Source organism: Streptomyces sp. NPDC048825, assembly GCF_043198355.1.
GTDB lineage: Bacteria > Actinomycetota > Actinomycetes > Streptomycetales > Streptomycetaceae > Streptomyces > Streptomyces xiangluensis.
The window spans coordinates 17,957-33,497 of sequence record NZ_JBICUR010000034.1 but is presented as its reverse complement, the minus strand read 5'-3'; the positions used below and the strand labels follow the sequence as shown (position 1 = coordinate 33,497).

The following is a 15,541-nucleotide window of genomic DNA, read 5'->3' as shown; positions in this document are numbered from 1 at the left end:
TCCTGCCAATATCGACGACAAGTTTCCACCGTTGGTTCAACGATACCGTTGAGGGCATGACTGCTGGCATCTCAGACACCGCCCATGTCGTCGACCCTGCAACCGTCATGGGCTTGCTCCCGGCAAGGCCGCGGCTGCTCGCCCTGGGCGAGCCCACCCATGGCGAGGACGATCTGCTCGAGCTGCGAAACGATCTCTTCCGGCAACTCGTCGAGCAGGAGGGCTACCGCACGATCGCAATCGAGAGCGACTGCATGATGGGCCTGGTCGTGGACGACTACGTCACCTCGGGCACCAGCACCCTCGACGACGTCATGGAGCGCGGCTTCAGCCACGAGTGGGGCGCTTTCGCGGGCAACCGCGAGCTGGTGCGCTGGATGCACGCGTACAACGACGGCCGGCCCGCCTCCGAGCAGCTCCGCTTCGCCGGTTTCGACGGCCCGCTGGAGATCACCGGCGCGGCGAGCCCTCGGCAGGCCCTCACCGAACTCCACGCCTGCCTCACCGCCTGGGTCGCCGCCGATCTGCTTCCCTGCACCGCGGAAACGCTCGACCGCCTGCTCGACGCTGACGACCGGTGGACCAATCCGGCCGCGATGATGGACCCCTCCCAGTCCGTGGGGCAGACGCCCGACGCCACTCAGCTGCGACTGCTCGCCGATGATCTGGTGACCCTGCTCGACGCGCACACGCCACAGCTGATCGCGGCGTCCTCGCAGGAGGACTGGCACCGGGCACGCCTGTACGGGCGTACCGCCACCGGGCTGCTGCGCTACCACTACTGGATGGCCGACACGTCACCGAGCCGCATGCCGTGGCTGCTGTCCCTGCGGGACTCGATGATGGCCGCCAACCTGCTCGCCCTCGCCGAACGGGGCCCGACGCTGGTGTCCGCCCACAACGGCCACCTCCAGCGAGACAAGAGCACGATGCGCATGTGGGACCAGCCGCTGCTGGAGTGGTGGAGCGCCGGCGCGATCGTCAGCGCCCACCTGGGCGAGGAGTACGCCTTCCTGGCCACGGCCCTCGGCACGATCCGCCACCAGGGGGTGGGCGCCCCGCCCCCGGACACCGTCGAAGGGCTGCTGTACGCGCTTCCGCAACAGCCTTGCCTGATCGACGCCCGCCAACTGGCCGCCGCGCTCGCCGACGCGACACCCGCCCACCGAGAGTCCCCCTGGTACGGCTACTCCCCACTCGACCCGGCACACCTGGCCGGCACCGACGGGATCGTCTTCGTCAAGGACGCCCGGCGGAGCGAAACTCCCCCAGCGTTCAGCAACGACTGACCAGTACTGGTGGAGGTGGCGAGCGTGCGTCGTCGGCCACTCGTCGACGGCACCCGGGCTACGCAGCGGGCGATGTCCCCGCCGAACCGGCAGCGCCTACGGTGTGGTGCTGAGCACGACCCACGTGGACACCGATCCGGGCCCCCAGCGTGACGAGCCCGGCTACACATGCCCAGACAAGCCACATCAGCTGCCCGGCCGTCATCTGCACCTCGAGCTTGGCCTGCACCCTGCCCTCCGGGTCCTGGTAGACGGTCAGCCGGTCGCCGATCCGGGTGCCCTCGTCGCACCTCGGACCGGCGACTTCCGCCTCGGACCGGTCCGGCAGGCGAACCCGGCAGACATGGCCGGGGACACCACTCGGCTGCGAGACGACGTCGCGGCGCCCTGAAACCACGGCCGTCACCTGCTCCCCCCGCCGGTCGAGAACGGCGTCTTCGTAGAACATGAGCGGCATTACCATCAGGACCGCCAGCAGCCCTGTCGCAATGCAGTAGGGCCATGGGAGGCCCAGGATCCCCACGGCGACCATGACGACGAGGCCCGTCATGAAGATCACGATGCCCAGGATCGCCGGGCCTTCCACGCCGGATGAGCGGTGTATCACCAACGCGCCGGAGCCGATTCCCAGCGCGGCCACCGCCAGGCCGCCGGCCGCTCCCAACAGTCCCCGACCGACCATTCCCCGGCTCGGCGGGAGCCGCGACATTCGATTCGCCCCCACGGGACCTCCCAACCTCCGCGCCCGGATTCCAATGCCCGAGCCGCCCTGCGGCAACGTATCCACGCAAGCCCGGGAGGGGTCCGGGTCGACCGGCGGCCGCCTCGTCCCGGTCCGCTTCACCGTCCTGAGGGCGCTACGACGGGGCAGTCGGCGGCCGGCCCGGTACACCGCCGCCCGCCAGATGCCCGAACCATGCGCGACCGCGCCACGCGCCCCAGTTCCACGGATCAGGACGCGCCCTCATCCAACCTGCACACGACCCGTTCGGAGATCTGGGCCAGCGTCCGCAGTTCCGCCTGCGTGACGTGATCGAGGAACACGGCGCGCACCGCCGCCACATGACGCGGGGCCGCGGCCTCGATCGCCGCACGTCCCGCCTCCGTGATCACCACGAACGCGCCGCGCCCGTCCTCGGCGCACTCGTCCCGCGCCACCGTCCCGCGCTTCGCCATGCGGGCGATGTGATGGGACATCCGGCTCTTCTCCCACTCCAGGGCGCGGGCAAGATCCAGAATCCGCTTCCGACCGTCCGGTACGTCCGTGAGATTGACCAGGACCACGAAATCGGCGATCGACATCTTCGACTCCGCTTGCAACAAGCGCGACAACCGGGCCTCGAGCCGCTTCTGCAACCGCAAAAGGCTCCGCCACGCGTACTGCTCTTCCGGCGTCAACCACGGCACCGTCTCTCCCATGAGGCGAGTGTAACTAGTTGATAAATCATCGAACAGTGCGCGTGAGTCGACGCGTGGCAAGCTGGGGCACGACGGAGGCCCGGGACAGCGCCCCGGGCCTTGACTGATGCCAGTCTCAGCCCACCTGGATCTTCGAGGCATTCTCGGCCAGCCAGGCGTCGAAGCTCCTGAGCTCCGGGTTCAGCTCCCGCAGCCGGTTCAGGTCGCGGGCGCCGGTGAACTCCTGGTCGAAGTCGCCGTAGTACTGGAACATGTTGCCGAGCTCGTCGGCTGCCGGGATGTCGAGGGTGCGGAAGACGTCGTACGGGACGGACTGAAAGCGCACCGGCTCGCCGATCGCGGCACCCAGCTTCTCCGCATACTGCTCACCGGTGAGGTGGTCGCCCGCCAGGCTGATGGTGCTGCCGATGAACTGCTCGCCGCCCTTGAGGATGGCGAAAGCGGTTCGGCCGATGTCTGCCACGTCCACGCCGGCAAGGAGCTTGCCGTCCTCCAGCGGCAGGGTCAGCGTCAGTACGCCGTCCTCGGCACGCTGGGGGCCCAGGCCTTGCAGGAACCCCTGGAAGAAGAAGGTGGTGTTCAGGTGGGTCGTCGGCACTCCGGCCTGTGTGAACAGTTCGTTTCCCTCGCCCTTGGCGTCAAAGTGCGGCACGTTGTACTTGTCCTGCAAGACGGGCATCCGGTCGTCGTCCAGCGGCAGCAGTTCGCGGGTGTCCTCCAGCGTCGACCAGACCACGTGACGCAGGCCCGCAGCCTTGGCGGCCCGGACAAGCACGTTGATCTCGTCCGTCTCCTTGGCCGCTGAACCGTGTGCCCAGAAGTTGGTGACGAGGAAGGCGCCGTAGGCACCCTCGAACGCCTTGTGCACGCTCGGCTCGTCATGGAAGTCCGCCCGTACGACCTCGGCCCCGAGACCGGCAAGCTCCTTGGCGGCGGACGAGTCGGGATTCCGGGTCAGCGCGCGCACCGCGAAGCCCGAGTCCGGGTCGGCGAGGATCGCCCTTGCGGCGCCGCCGCCCTGTGCACCCGTCGCTCCGGCGATCGCGATGACCTTTTTGTCGCTCATGCCTGTTACTCCTGTCCGAGGAGAGAAACCTATAGTTGACGCGTCAACGGAAAAGCTACACCCATATGCTTGATGCATCAACTTCTCGAACTGCCGTACCGGAGCGCAACTTTCGCCCGCACGTCCTCCTCGACCCCGCGGCCCGCGACCTCTACACGAACTGGGACGCGGCCGTGGAGGGATCGTCGTGGCCGACCTGCGGCTGGCAGCCGCACGCCACCCCGAAGCCACGCCCGGCCACGGCGCTCCCATGCCGCAGGGCTCGGCATCAGCGCACGCGACGAGTGAGCTACTCCCCTTCGGCCGCGGCGGTGACGGCGTGGCCGCCGAACTGGTTGCGCAGGGCCGCGATCATCTTCATCTGCGGGGAGTTGTCCTGGCGGGACGCAAACCGGGAGAAGAGGGAGGCGCTGATGGTGGGCAACGGCACGGCGTTGTCGATGGCCGCCTCGACGGTCCAGCGGCCTTCCCCGGAGTCCTCCACGTAGCCGCGCAGCTTGTCCAGGTGCTCGGCGGCGTCGAGGGCGCTGACGGCGAGGTCCAGGAGCCAGGAGCGGATCACGGTGCCGTCCTGCCAGGAGCGGAAGACCTCGCGTACATCCGTGACCGCGTGGACCTTCTCCAGCAGCTCCCAGCCCTCGGCGTAGGCCTGCATCATCGCGTACTCGATGCCGTTGTGGACCATCTTCGAGAAGTGCCCTGCCCCGACCGCCCCCGCATGGACATAGCCGTACGGCCCGTCGGGCTTGAGCGCGTCGAAGACGGGCTTCACGACGGCTATGTCGGCGGCATCGCCCCGACCATGAGCGCGTAACCGTTCTCCAGGCCCCACACGCCGCCCGAAACGCCCGCGTCGACGAAGCCGACGCCCCACGCGGCGAGTTCGCAGGCGCGCTTCTCGTCGTCCGTCCAGCGGGAGTTGCCGCCGTCGACCACGATGTCACCGGGCGACAGCAACTCCGCGAGTTCGTCGATGACTTCCTGCGTCGCCTCCCCGACGGGAACCATCACCCACACCACACGCGGGCCGTCGAGTTCGCCGACGAGTTCGGCCAGGCTGCCGACGTCGGAGACTTCGGGATCGCGGTCGTAACCGATGACGGTGTGGCCCGCGCGGCGAAGCCGCTCGCGCATGTTGCTGCCCATTTTGCCGAGTCCGATGAGGCCAAGTCGCATAGCGGTCATGTCACTTGCTCCTGTGCTGTTCGCAGCCGGTCAACCAACAGTTGAGGAGCAAGCCTCTGTTCCCCGCCTGGGATCTCTTTTCCCAGCCCTGGGAGGCGATTACTTGCGCGCGGGGCGGGCCCGGCGGAATCACCGCCCGCAGGGCCCCGCATGATCGCAGTACGGCTGAAGCTGACTCTGCCTGCAGCCGCACAGAATGGCCCGGGTCTCGGCACGCGGACGTTCCGGTGTGTCCACGCGCAGCGCGCCGCGCACGGTCAGCCGGCCGGTGGAGCCGCGCGTGATCCGCGTGGGTCGCTCCGGGACCTCCGGCCCGCCGTCCGCGAGTTGGTACTGCAGCGCCCCCGAGGGGCAGCGCCGCACCACCTCGGCCAGGCGATCGGCCGCGGCGCCGTCAGGCCTGATCCACGGCCGCGCTGCCGTGTCGAAGACCTCCGGCAGACCACGGACGCATTCGGTGGCGTGCAGACAGCGCCGGGCCTCGAAGGTCACGGTGATCGACTCGCTCTTGTACGCCTTCTTCGCGGGCCTGTCGTTCATACCGGCCTCCCTCACCGCCGTGTGCGGCAGTGCTAGTCGATGACGTTGCTGCGGGACTGGTACAGCAGGTCCTGGTACCCGGGATGCCGGGCGATCCAGCCCGCGATGAAGGGGCAGGTGGCCAATACCCGCAGCCCCGAGGCGCGGGCGTCGTCAAGAGCGGTGCGGGCCAGCGCGGACCCGACTCCCTTGCCCTCGTATTCCGGTGCGACCTCGGTGTGCACGAACGCGACGAGCTCCGCCGTACGGATGTACTCCGCGACGCCCGCAACCTTGAGTTCTCCGTCAACCCGGGCCTCGTAGCGCCTCGACTCGGGAAGATCGTTCACTTCGACTGCCATGCGTCCTCCTCTTGGACCTGGTCCCGCCCGACTGGACGGGAGAGTCGGTCGGCCAGGACGTAAGACTATCGACACGTTGTTGATGTATCAACTTAGCCGCACCAGGGCGGTCAGGCGGTACCGGCCGGACGGAATCCGGTACGAGGCCACCCCGTCCGCGTGACCGAGGAAGCGCACCCCCTCCACTCGTGCCAGCGGCGTGCGTCCCTCGCGGACGGCGTCGGCGGAGGCGGCCGGAAGCCGCAGGGTCGCCTCGCTGTTCGCGGGCATCTCCGCCTCGTACACGAGGACGCCGCCTCCGTCCTCCACCTTCCACTCGCTCCTGATCTCGCCGTACGGCGACTCGTACGAACCCGACACCCGCGTGACCCTGCCCGTGGGATCGATGTGGGGCTGCAGCAGGAAGCGCTTGAAGCCGGGGCTGTCGGGGTCGCGGGCGATGCCGGCCATGTACGCGTACATCCACTCCATGATCGCGCCGTACGCGTAGTGGTTGAAGGAGTTCATGCTGACCGGGCCGAAGCCGGCGTCCTGGGAATAGGAGTTCCAGCGCTCCCAGACGGTGGTGGCGCCGTTCCTCACCGAGTAGAGCCAGGACGGCAGCGCTTCCTGGTGCAGCAGTTTGTACGCCAGGTCGGCGCGGCCCTCGTCGGTGAGGACGGGGGCGAGGACGTTGACGCCGAGGAAGCCGACGGACAGCGTGTTCTCGGCGTACTTGACCCGGCTGCTGCTCGTGTGGGCGGCCTTGTAGGCCTCGTCGTTGCCGATGTTGTCGGCCAGCAGGGCGACGAGCGTGCGGCGTTGAGCCTCCGTTTCGTAGAAGCCAAGCTTGAGGACCCACAGCAGCGCCGACTGGCTGTTGTCCTCCGTCTTCTCGTTGGGGTCGGCGCCCGGTTCGATCGGTGACGCTTCACCCAGGCTGGACTTCACCGTGACCCGGTCGCCCTCGGTGCTCAGGTACTTGGTGATGAACGCCTGCTTGATGCGTCCGAAGAGCCGCTCGTACGACTCCCCGTCCGCCGTCCGGCCGATCGCGCGGGCCATCTGTGCCATCAGCCGGGCGACATAGCCGTAGTAGACGTCGCTCATGAGCTGTGCGCTGGTCTTCTGCGGAGCCAGCCAGTCGCCGGTGAGGGAGCCCTGTCCGAAGTAGGTGTCGCCGGTCTGCTGCCGGATCCAGTCCAAGTACCTGGTCATCGCCGGCCAGTTGTCCCTGACGACGGTCAGCCCGGTGTCGCTGACCAGTGTCGACCAGGCGGGCCACGAGATCGGCAGGAACGCCGCCCGTCTGTTGCGGGACCGGATTGCCGACCGGCACAGACCGTCCGTCCAGATCAGGCTGTCCCCCACGCTGGTGCCGCGCCGGACCACGGCTCGGCCACCGGGGTAAGCCGACGAGCCTCGGGGCCTGGCCAAGGACGGCCCTCAGGTGTTCTCGGGGCCGTCAGCTCTGCGGTAGCCGGGTGGTGACGTATTCGGTGAGGTCGAGCAGACGGTTGGTGTAGCCCCACTCGTTGTCGTACCAGCCGAAGATCTTGACCAGCTCGCCGTGTGCCTGAGTCAGGGGTGCGTCCAGGACGCAGGAGGCGGGGTCGCCGACGACGTCGCGGGAGACGATCGGGGCGTCGGAGACGCGCAGGATGCCCTTCAGCGGCCCGTCGGCGGCCTCCCGGAACGCCGCATTGACCTCGTCCGCGCTCACGGGCCGGTCGAGGACCACGCTCAGGTCGGTCAGGGAGCCGTCCTCGACCGGGACGCGCACGGCGATGCCGTCCAGGGTGCCCGCCAGCTCCGGCAGGACCAGGCCGACGGCGCGGGCAGCTCCGGTGGACGTGGGGATGATGTTCACGGCGGCGCTGCGGCCGCGGCGCAGGTCCTTGTGGGGGCCGTCGAGGACGACCTGGTCGTTGGTGTAGCCGTGGATGGTCGTCATCAGCCCCTTGACGAGGCCGAAGTGCTCGTCGAGGACCTTCACCATGGGGGCAACGCAGTTGGTCGTGCAGGAGGCGTTGGAGACGACGTGGTCGTTCTCCGGGTCGTACGTGCCCTCGTTGACGCCCATCACGATGGTGGCGTCAACTCCCTTGCCCGGTACCGACAGCAGCACCTTGCGCGCCCCGGCCTTCAGGTGCTGTCCGGCCTGATCGCGGGTGCGGAAATGGCCGGTCGACTCGATCACGATGTCCACGCCGAGGTCGCCCCAGGCCAGGGCCGCCGGGTCACGCTCGGCGGTCACGGCGATCCGGTGCCCGCCGACCGTGAGCGACGTGTCGTCGTGCTCGACGGTGCGGCCGATACGCCCGTACGTCGAGTCGTACGCCAACAGGTGGGCCAGTGCCTCGGGCGAGGTGATGTCGTTGATGGCGACGACCTCGACCGGGGTGCCGGCGGCGGTCTCCGCGCGCTCCAGCACGCAGCGCAGGTAGTTGCGTCCGATGCGGCCGAAGCCGTTGATGCCCACGCGCACGCTCATGTCCGTTGTCCTCCCGGTCGGTCCGCGGCTGGTGCGCTGCCAGCCTGCTGACAGCGGATCGCATCTGGCATGGGCCGTACGGGGGCCAAGTGAGGGACGTTCGGCCCAGCGGCTCGCCGCGCGGATTCAGCGCCCCTCGTGGGTGGGGCCGATCGGCCCTACCCACGAGGACTTCCAGCACCTGCCGCCGCACTCGGCCCCGGATCGATGCTGGCACCGCACGGACAGAGACAGAGCTTCGACAGAGACAGAGCTTGGGGAGCATGCCATGAAGGCAGCAGTAGTCCGGTCGTTCGGCGAGCCGCTGGTGATCGAGGAGCGGCCCGATCCGGAGCCCGGCCCCGGCCAGGTCCGGATCCGGCTGGAGGCGTCCGGGCTGTGCCACACCGACATCCACGCCGCCCACGGCGACTGGCCCGTCAGGCCCAACCCCCCGTTCATCCCCGGCCACGAGGGCGTCGGCATCGTCGAGGCGCTCGGCGAAGGCGTGACCCACCTGGCCGTCGGCCGGCGGGTGGCCGTGCCCTGGCTGGGCTGGGCCTGCGGGCGGTGCGAGCACTGCCTGTCCGGCTGGGAGACGCTGTGCGAGAAGCAGCAGAACACCGGTTACAGCGTGGACGGCGGCTACGCCGAGAAGATGCTCGCCCCGGCCGACTTCGCCGCTGTGGTCCCCGACGGCATCGACCCGCGCGACGCGGCCCCGCTGACCTGTGCCGGTGTGACCACGTACAAGGCGCTCAAGGTCGCCGACGTACGCCCCACCCAACTCGTCGCGATCTCCGGCATCGGCGGTCTCGGCCACCTCGCCGTGCAGTACGCGAAGATCGCCGGAGCCACCGTCGCCGCGATCGACGTCACCGACGACAAGCTGGAACTCGCCCGGGAACTCGGCGCGGACATCCTCATCGACGCCCGCAAGGAGGACCCCGCCGAGGTGCTGAAGCAGCACGGCGGCGCCCACGCCGCGATCGCGCTGGCCGTCAACGAGCAGGCGTTCGCCTCCGTCTACGGCGGACTGCGGCGCGGCGGCAAGCTGGTCATGGTCGCCCTGCCCGCCGGCGGAACCATCCAGGTCCCGATCTTCGACACCGTCCTGAACGGCACCTCGGTCATCGGCTCCATCGTCGGCACCCGACAGGACCTGGACGAGGTCTTCCAGCTCCACGCCGCCGGCCGCACCAAGGTGATCTACGAAACCCGTCCCCTGGACACCGTCAACGACTGCATCGCCGAGGTCCTGAACGGCCAGATCAAGGCACGCATCGTCTTCGAGATGTGACCCACTCACCGCCTGGCTACCGCGTGCCGACCTCAGTACGGCATGCGGCAGACGGCCGGGCCCCACGATTCCCCGGGAAGCCGGAAGGAAGAGCACCGTCATGGTCCGTTACGTGTACGAGTTCACCGAGGGCGGCCGTGACATGGCCGACCTGCTCGGCGGCAAGGGCGCCAACCTGGCCGAGATGACCCGCATGGGCCTGCCCGTGCCACCCGGGTTCACCGTCACCACCGAAGCCTGCCGCGCCTTCCTCACCACCGGCAGGGAGCCGGACGGCCTGGCCCGCGAGATCTCCGAGCACCTGACCGTCCTGGAGCAGGCCGCCGGACGACGGCTGGGGCAGCCGGACGACCCGCTGCTGCTGTCCGTCCGTTCCGGGGCCCGGTTCTCCATGCCCGGCATGATGGAGACGATCCTCGACATCGGCCTGGGCGACGACTCCGTGCTCGGTCTGGCGAAGTCCTCCGGGAACGAGCGCTTCGCCTGGGACTCCTACCGGCGCCTGGTGCAGATGTTCGGCAGCACCGTCATGGGCGTCGACAGCGCAGTGTTCGAGCAGGCCATGACGCAGCTCAAGGAGCTGCGCGGCGCCCCGGACGATCTGCACCTGGACGCGGGCGACCTCGCCCAGCTCGTGGAGACGTACAAGAACCTGATCAAGTACGAGACCGGGGAGGACTTCCCCCAGCTCCCGGCCGAGCAGCTGCGGCGCGCGGTCCTCGCCGTCTTCGAATCCTGGAACGGCGAACGGGCGCGCCTGTACCGCCGCCGCGAACACATCCCCGACGACCTGGGCACCGCGGTCAACGTACAGACCATGGTCTTCGGCAACCTCGGCCCCGACTCCGGCAGCGGTGTCGCCTTCACCCGCGACCCGGCCACCGGCGCCCGCGGCGTATACGGCGACTACCTGTCCAACGCGCAAGGCGAGGACGTCGTCGCCGGCATCCGCAACACCGTGCCGCTGGACGAACTGGGCCGCCTGAACCCCGAGGCGTTCGCCCAACTCCGCGACCACATGCGGACGTTGGAGTCGCACTACCGGGACCTGTGCGACATCGAGTTCACCGTCGAGCGCGGCAAGCTGTGGATGCTGCAGACCCGCGTGGGCAAGCGCACCGCGGAGGCCGCGTTCGCCATCGCCGCCGAGCTGGTCGACGAGGATCTGATCACCCCGGACGAGGGTCTGGCGCGCGTCAGTGGTGACGGCCTCGCCCGGCTGATGTTCCCCCGCTTCGACACCGCGGCAGTCGGCCAGGCGCTCGCACACGGCATTCCGGCCTCGCCGGGCGCCGCCGTGGGCGCCGCGGTGTTCGACTCCGCCGAAGCGGTCCGCCGCGCCGCCGCCGGGGAGAAGGTCGTCCTCGTACGCCAGGAGACGACCCCCGACGACCTGCCGGGCATGGTCGCCGCCCAGGCCGTGCTGACCAGCCGGGGCGGCAAGACCAGCCACGCGGCCGTCGTCGCCCGCGGCATGGGCAAAGTCTGCGTCTGTGGGGCCGAAGAGATCACCGTGGACCCGCAGGGACGTCGCTTCATCGTGGGCGGCACCGCCGTGGAGGAGGGCACGGTCATTTCGGTGGACGGCTCCGAGGGCGCGGTCTACCCGGGCGCGGCTCCGTTGGTCGACTCCGCCGTGATGCGGTACTTCGAGACCGACGAGCGGGGCGAGCGCTCGGCCGGACTGGTCGACGCCGTGGCCCGCGCCATGCAAGAAGCTGACGGAGTACGGCGGTTGGGCGTCCGGGCCAACGCGGACACACCCGAGGACGCCGCCCGTGCCCGCCGGTTCGGAGCCGAGGGCATCGGCCTGTGCCGCACCGAGCACATGTTCCTCGGCGACCGCCGGCAACTGGTCGAGGCGATGATCCTGGCCCGCACCGACACCGAACGCGAACGCGCCCTCGCCGCGCTGCTGCCCCTGCAGCGGCAGGACTTCATCGGCATCCTGGAGGCCATGGACGGCCTGCCGGTCACCATCCGTCTCCTCGACCCACCGCTCCACGAGTTCCTGCCCGACCGCACCGAACTCGCCGTACGCCTCGCCGCCGCCGAAGCCCACGGCACCCCGCCCAGCGCACACGACGCCGAGCTGCTGGCCGCCGTGAACCGCATGCACGAGGAGAACCCGATGCTCGGCCTGCGCGGCGTACGCCTGGGGCTGGTGGCACCGGGACTGGTTGCCATGCAGGTACGGGCCATCGCCGAGGCGGTCGCGGACCGCAAGCGCGCGGGCGGAGACCCGCGGGCGGAGATCATGGTTCCGCTCATCGACACGGTCGAGGAGCTCCGGCTCGTCCGCGAAGAAGTGGAGCAGGTCCTGGGCGAGGTCTCCAAGAGCACGGGTGTCCCCGTCGACTGCCCGATCGGCACGATGATCGAGCTGCCGAGGGCCGCCCTGACGGCCGGCCGGATCGCCGAGGAAGCGCAGTTCTTCTCCTTCGGCACCAACGACCTGACCCAGACCACCTGGGGCTTCTCCCGCGACGACGTGGAGGCGGCGTTCTTCTCCGCCTATCTCGACAAGGGCATCTTCAAGGTGTCCCCGTTCGAGACGATCGACCGCGACGGCGTCGGCCGGCTGGTCGAGATCGCGGTCGCCGAGGGCCGCGCCGCCCGGCCCGGCCTGAAGATCGGCGTCTGTGGGGAGCACGGCGGGGATCCGGACTCGGTGCACTTCTTCCACGCGGCAGGCCTCGACTACGTCTCCTGCTCCCCGTTCCGCGTCCCGGTCGCCCGCCTGGAGGCCGGACGGGCCGCGCTTCCCGAGACCGATACCGGCGACAGCCGGTGACACACAGGGCCGCCCCGGTGTGCTGATGAGAGGGCGGTTCGGCCCGGGGACCGGGACCAGTTGGCCCCTGCATCGTCAAGCCGGTGTGCGGGAGGCTGAAGAGGCATCGGAGGGCCGGCTGCCCGGGACAGTCCAAAGGGACAACAGCGGCCGGATCGGCCGCCCTCACCCGCGAGTTCCGGCCCCCGATGCCCCACCGCAGGAGCACATCGCTCCGCGGGGATACGGGACGGTGTGCACGGGCGTACACAGGGGAAACCGGTCGTGCTCCGCTCGCACCGTGGAGAAGGGAACGGCCGTGAAGACCTGCAAGGTCGGCGAGGTGATGACCTCCGAGGTCATCGGGGCCCGCCAGGAGACACCGTTCAAGGACGTGGCGCAACTGCTGGCCCGGCACCGGATCAGCGGGCTGCCGGTCGTCGACGCCGACGACAAGGTCCTCGGCGTGATCTCCGAGACCGACCTGATGCGCCGGCAGGCGGCGAAGGCCGAACGGGACCGGGTAGGCCCCTTCCGGTTGCCGGCACTGCGCCGGAAGGCACGTACCACTGCTGCCAAGGCCCGTGCCCTGACCGCCGGACAGCTGATGTCGACACCCGCGATCACCGTGCATCCCGAACAGCGCGTCGCGGACGCCGCACGGGTGATGGAGCGCCACCACATCGAACGACTGCCCGTGGTGGACGAAGAGGACCGCTTGATCGGCATCGCCACCCGTCGCGACCTGCTGCGGGTCTTCCTGCGCACCGACGAGGAGATCCGTCAGGAGATCATCGACGAGGTCCTGACCCGCGCCATGTGCCTGCCGCCCCACACCGTCATCGTCTCGGTCCAGAACGGCACGGCCACGCTGGAGGGGCGCCTGGAACGCCGCAGCGACATTCCGCTGGTGGTCCAGCTGACCTGGCGGGTGGACGGCGTGGTGGGCGTGATGAACAGCCTCACCTTCCGCATCGACGACACCCGCCCGCCCGAGAAACACCCCTCGCGCCGGGTCGCCCACCACTGGCTTCCCGAGCGGTAGCGCTCCGCTGGGTGGGGTACGAAGCTGCGGGTCCGTTGTGGCTGGTCGCGCAGTTGCCCGCGCCCCTGAAAGGGCGCGATGGCGCACCCGACTCCGGGCAGGTGCCGACCGGCCCTGGTGCCCCGTCCCGGCCAGGCCCTGACCGGGACCTTCGGCGCCTGGGGGGTGACTCCCGCGTGCGGGACGGTGGTCGTGGGAGCGGTACCGGTCCCTCGCGGTGCGGCTCCCCGTACGGCCCGCTGCCGGCCTTCCGGCCGACGACCTCGACGACCTCGACGACCTCGACGATGGAGGCGTAATGCTCATGACCCGACAGGACGCTCGACCCCGAGCCGCCGCCTCGGGCGGTGCGCCGTCCGAGACCGCCATCGCGGTGGACCGGCTGGTCACAGGCGGGCTCAAGGCGCTCGACGACTACGAGGCGCCCGGCAGTCTTCGTCACGGAGGCGGGCCCCAGCCGCCAGCAGGTCCGCGCCAAGGTCCGCTGGACCACCGCGGACGGCTCCACGCACACCGGCAGGGCCAAGGTGGACACCGGGCACAAGGCCGGTGCGAAGGTCCGGGTCTGGGCGGACAACCAGGGGCAGCTCACCACGAGCCGGTCACTGCCGCCCAGGCCACCGTGTTCGCGGGCTACGCGGCCACCGCAGCCGCACTCGGGGTCGGCGGCGTGACGTACGCGGTCGGTCGCATCGCACGAGGGCACCTGGACCGGCGGCGCATCGACCAATGGGGCCGGGAGTGGGACCAGGTCGGACCGCAGTGGGCCCGCAAGACCACCTGAGCCGGGGCCAGTTGGCCATGGCATCGGCCAACGGCCGCACCGGGCCGGGCCGGGAAACCCGGCCCGGCCCCTGGGGGCTTCAGTTCGTCTCCCGTGTCTTCGCCAACTCTCCGGCGACACGCGCCGCCCATGCCTCGATCTCGGGGAAGTTCCGGAAGTCGCCGCCCTTTCCGGAGGACACGATCTTCCGTGCGATGAATCCCTTCGCGCCTTCCTCGAGGCACCCTCCGAAGGTGACGTGTCCCCTGGCGTCGAGCCGGGTCATGGCCTTCTTGACGCCGGGCACGGGCGGGATGTCCCGCTCCGAGGCCGAGGCGTCGAGCGGGCCGCTGCTGAACAGCCACAGCGGACGCTCGGCCAGCTCGCGGCGATGCCGGCGCACGAAGCGGCGCGCGTCCTTGTGCCAGCGCCCCGCGTACAGTCCACCGCCGACCACGACGGCGTCGTACGGTGTCACGCGCGTGACGGAGCCGGCCGGCAGCGCCTCGCTCGTGAAACCCTCCTTGCGCAGCACCGCGGCCACGGCCTCGGCGATCTGCGCGGTGGATCCGTTCGTCGTCCCGTAGGCGACCAGCACGTTGCCGGTCATGAGGGTCCGCCTCCTTTCACACTCTGGGCAGCCAGTTGGCGGCCATACCGTGAAATGCCCGCTCGTCCGGCCCTGGGAGCCCAGCGTCGTCAGAGCGGTAGGTGAGCTGGTCGACAACCGCGACCACCCCGTCGATCCGCTGCGTCATGGAGACAGCGATCTTCGTCTCGCTCTTGCGTTCCATGTCCCCGGAGAGCGTGACCACGCCCTCCACCACCATGACGTCGATGCTGCGCGGCGCCAGCCACAGTGCCCGTACCAGCACCTCCTCGACGACCTGGTCGCGGATCTCCGCATCCGGCCGCAGAAAGACCTGGAGCAGGTCGCGGCGGGTGACAATGCCGACGAGCCGCTCCTCCTCATCCAGGACGGGCAGCCGCTCCACACGGTGCCGCGCCATGGTCCGGGCCGCTTCGACGATGGTGTCGTCGGCGCGGACCGTGACGGGCGGCTCGGTCATCAGCCGGCCGGCGGTGCGGGCCCTGGCCTTCGCGGCCCGGCTGCGGGCGTCGCGGGTGAGGTCGGTGAGCCGGAAGCGCTTCTTCGGTTCGTACGGGTCGGGGGTCTCGGCCTGCCGGATGATGAGGTCCGTCTCGGAGATGACACCGATGACCTTCTCGTCGTCATCGACCACCGGCAGCCCGCTGATGCGGTGCCGGCCGAGCAGCCGGGCGACCTCTTTGAAGGGGGTGCCGTACGCGGCGCGGACCACCTCCGTGGTCATCACGGAACCGACCTTGTTCTGTTTCATGATTGTT

Annotated in this window: 14 protein-coding genes and 2 pseudogenes; 6 read left to right on the top strand and 10 right to left on the bottom strand. The window is 69.8% G+C overall.

Annotated features, from left to right (window positions below):
- The first annotated feature begins 56 nt into the window (after positions 1 to 56).
- Positions 57 to 1,289 (top strand): erythromycin esterase family protein, encoded by a 1,233-nt coding sequence (locus tag ACGFNK_RS44635; RefSeq protein ID WP_393426796.1) that lies wholly within the window; start codon positions 57 to 59, stop codon positions 1,287 to 1,289.
- Between the two features lie 58 nt (positions 1,290 to 1,347).
- On the opposite strand, the gene ACGFNK_RS44630 is transcribed toward ACGFNK_RS44635, so the two are convergent.
- The 7 genes and pseudogenes from ACGFNK_RS44630 to ACGFNK_RS44600 form a co-directional block, all read right to left on the bottom strand.
- Positions 1,348 to 1,929: a hypothetical protein gene (locus tag ACGFNK_RS44630; RefSeq protein WP_393426793.1), complete on the bottom strand. Its 582-nt coding sequence runs from the start codon at positions 1,927 to 1,929 to the stop codon at positions 1,348 to 1,350.
- A gap of 311 nt (positions 1,930 to 2,240) precedes the next feature.
- Complete coding sequence (locus ACGFNK_RS44625) at positions 2,241 to 2,708, bottom strand: MarR family winged helix-turn-helix transcriptional regulator (protein ID WP_393426790.1); 468 nt, start codon at positions 2,706 to 2,708, stop codon at positions 2,241 to 2,243.
- A gap of 115 nt (positions 2,709 to 2,823) precedes the next feature.
- Positions 2,824 to 3,774 carry an NmrA/HSCARG family protein gene (locus ACGFNK_RS44620; RefSeq protein WP_393426787.1) on the bottom strand — a complete coding sequence of 317 codons (951 nt, stop codon included), beginning with the start codon at positions 3,772 to 3,774 and terminating at the stop codon, positions 2,824 to 2,826.
- 289 nt (positions 3,775 to 4,063) lie between these two features.
- Positions 4,064 to 4,950 (bottom strand): annotated as a pseudogene (gnd, locus tag ACGFNK_RS44615) (phosphogluconate dehydrogenase (NAD(+)-dependent, decarboxylating)).
- A 138-nt stretch (positions 4,951 to 5,088) separates the two neighbouring features.
- The gene (locus ACGFNK_RS44610; protein WP_393426785.1) at positions 5,089 to 5,499 is read right to left on the bottom strand and encodes a (4Fe-4S)-binding protein; all 411 of its coding nucleotides are present in this window, start codon (positions 5,497 to 5,499) and stop codon (positions 5,089 to 5,091) included.
- Between the two features lie 32 nt (positions 5,500 to 5,531).
- Positions 5,532 to 5,840 carry a GNAT family N-acetyltransferase gene (locus tag ACGFNK_RS44605; protein ID WP_393426782.1) on the bottom strand — a complete coding sequence of 103 codons (309 nt, stop codon included), beginning with the start codon at positions 5,838 to 5,840 and terminating at the stop codon, positions 5,532 to 5,534.
- A gap of 87 nt (positions 5,841 to 5,927) precedes the next feature.
- A pseudogene (locus ACGFNK_RS44600) lies at positions 5,928 to 7,064 on the bottom strand (alpha-L-rhamnosidase C-terminal domain-containing protein); the annotation flags it as partial.
- Between ACGFNK_RS44600 and ACGFNK_RS44595 the strand changes: the two are divergent.
- A complete protein-coding gene (locus ACGFNK_RS44595) occupies positions 6,994 to 7,230 on the top strand; it encodes a substrate-binding domain-containing protein (protein ID WP_393426854.1) in 237 nt (78 codons plus the stop codon). The pseudogene ACGFNK_RS44600 and the gene ACGFNK_RS44595 overlap by 71 nt on opposite strands.
- A 54-nt stretch (positions 7,231 to 7,284) precedes the next feature.
- On the opposite strand, the gene gap is transcribed toward ACGFNK_RS44595, so the two are convergent.
- Positions 7,285 to 8,313, bottom strand: a complete 1,029-nt coding sequence (gap, locus tag ACGFNK_RS44590) for a type I glyceraldehyde-3-phosphate dehydrogenase (protein WP_393426779.1) — start codon at positions 8,311 to 8,313, stop codon at positions 7,285 to 7,287.
- 268 nt (positions 8,314 to 8,581) lie between these two features.
- Between gap and adhP the strand changes: the two genes are divergently transcribed.
- From adhP to ACGFNK_RS44570, 4 genes are all read left to right on the top strand, one after another.
- Positions 8,582 to 9,592 carry an alcohol dehydrogenase AdhP gene (gene adhP / locus ACGFNK_RS44585; RefSeq protein WP_393426776.1) on the top strand — a complete coding sequence of 337 codons (1,011 nt, stop codon included), beginning with the start codon at positions 8,582 to 8,584 and terminating at the stop codon, positions 9,590 to 9,592.
- A 100-nt stretch (positions 9,593 to 9,692) separates the two neighbouring features.
- Positions 9,693 to 12,386 carry a pyruvate, phosphate dikinase gene (ppdK, locus tag ACGFNK_RS44580; protein ID WP_393426773.1) on the top strand — a complete coding sequence of 898 codons (2,694 nt, stop codon included), beginning with the start codon at positions 9,693 to 9,695 and terminating at the stop codon, positions 12,384 to 12,386.
- 298 nt (positions 12,387 to 12,684) lie between these two features.
- Positions 12,685 to 13,410: a CBS domain-containing protein gene (locus tag ACGFNK_RS44575; protein WP_393426851.1), complete on the top strand. Its 726-nt coding sequence runs from the start codon at positions 12,685 to 12,687 to the stop codon at positions 13,408 to 13,410.
- A gap of 304 nt (positions 13,411 to 13,714) precedes the next feature.
- Positions 13,715 to 14,194 (top strand): hypothetical protein, encoded by a 480-nt coding sequence (locus ACGFNK_RS44570; RefSeq protein ID WP_393426770.1) that lies wholly within the window; start codon positions 13,715 to 13,717, stop codon positions 14,192 to 14,194.
- Positions 14,195 to 14,273: 79 nt separating this feature from the next.
- Here the strand turns inward: ACGFNK_RS44570 and ACGFNK_RS44565 are convergent, their stop codons facing one another.
- Together ACGFNK_RS44565 and ACGFNK_RS44560 are read right to left on the bottom strand one after the other, a co-directional pair.
- Positions 14,274 to 14,783 carry a flavodoxin domain-containing protein gene (locus tag ACGFNK_RS44565; RefSeq protein ID WP_393426767.1) on the bottom strand — a complete coding sequence of 170 codons (510 nt, stop codon included), beginning with the start codon at positions 14,781 to 14,783 and terminating at the stop codon, positions 14,274 to 14,276.
- A gap of 16 nt (positions 14,784 to 14,799) precedes the next feature.
- Complete coding sequence (locus ACGFNK_RS44560) at positions 14,800 to 15,534, bottom strand: CBS domain-containing protein (RefSeq protein ID WP_393426764.1); 735 nt, start codon at positions 15,532 to 15,534, stop codon at positions 14,800 to 14,802.
- Between the last annotated feature and the right edge of the window lie 7 nt (positions 15,535 to 15,541).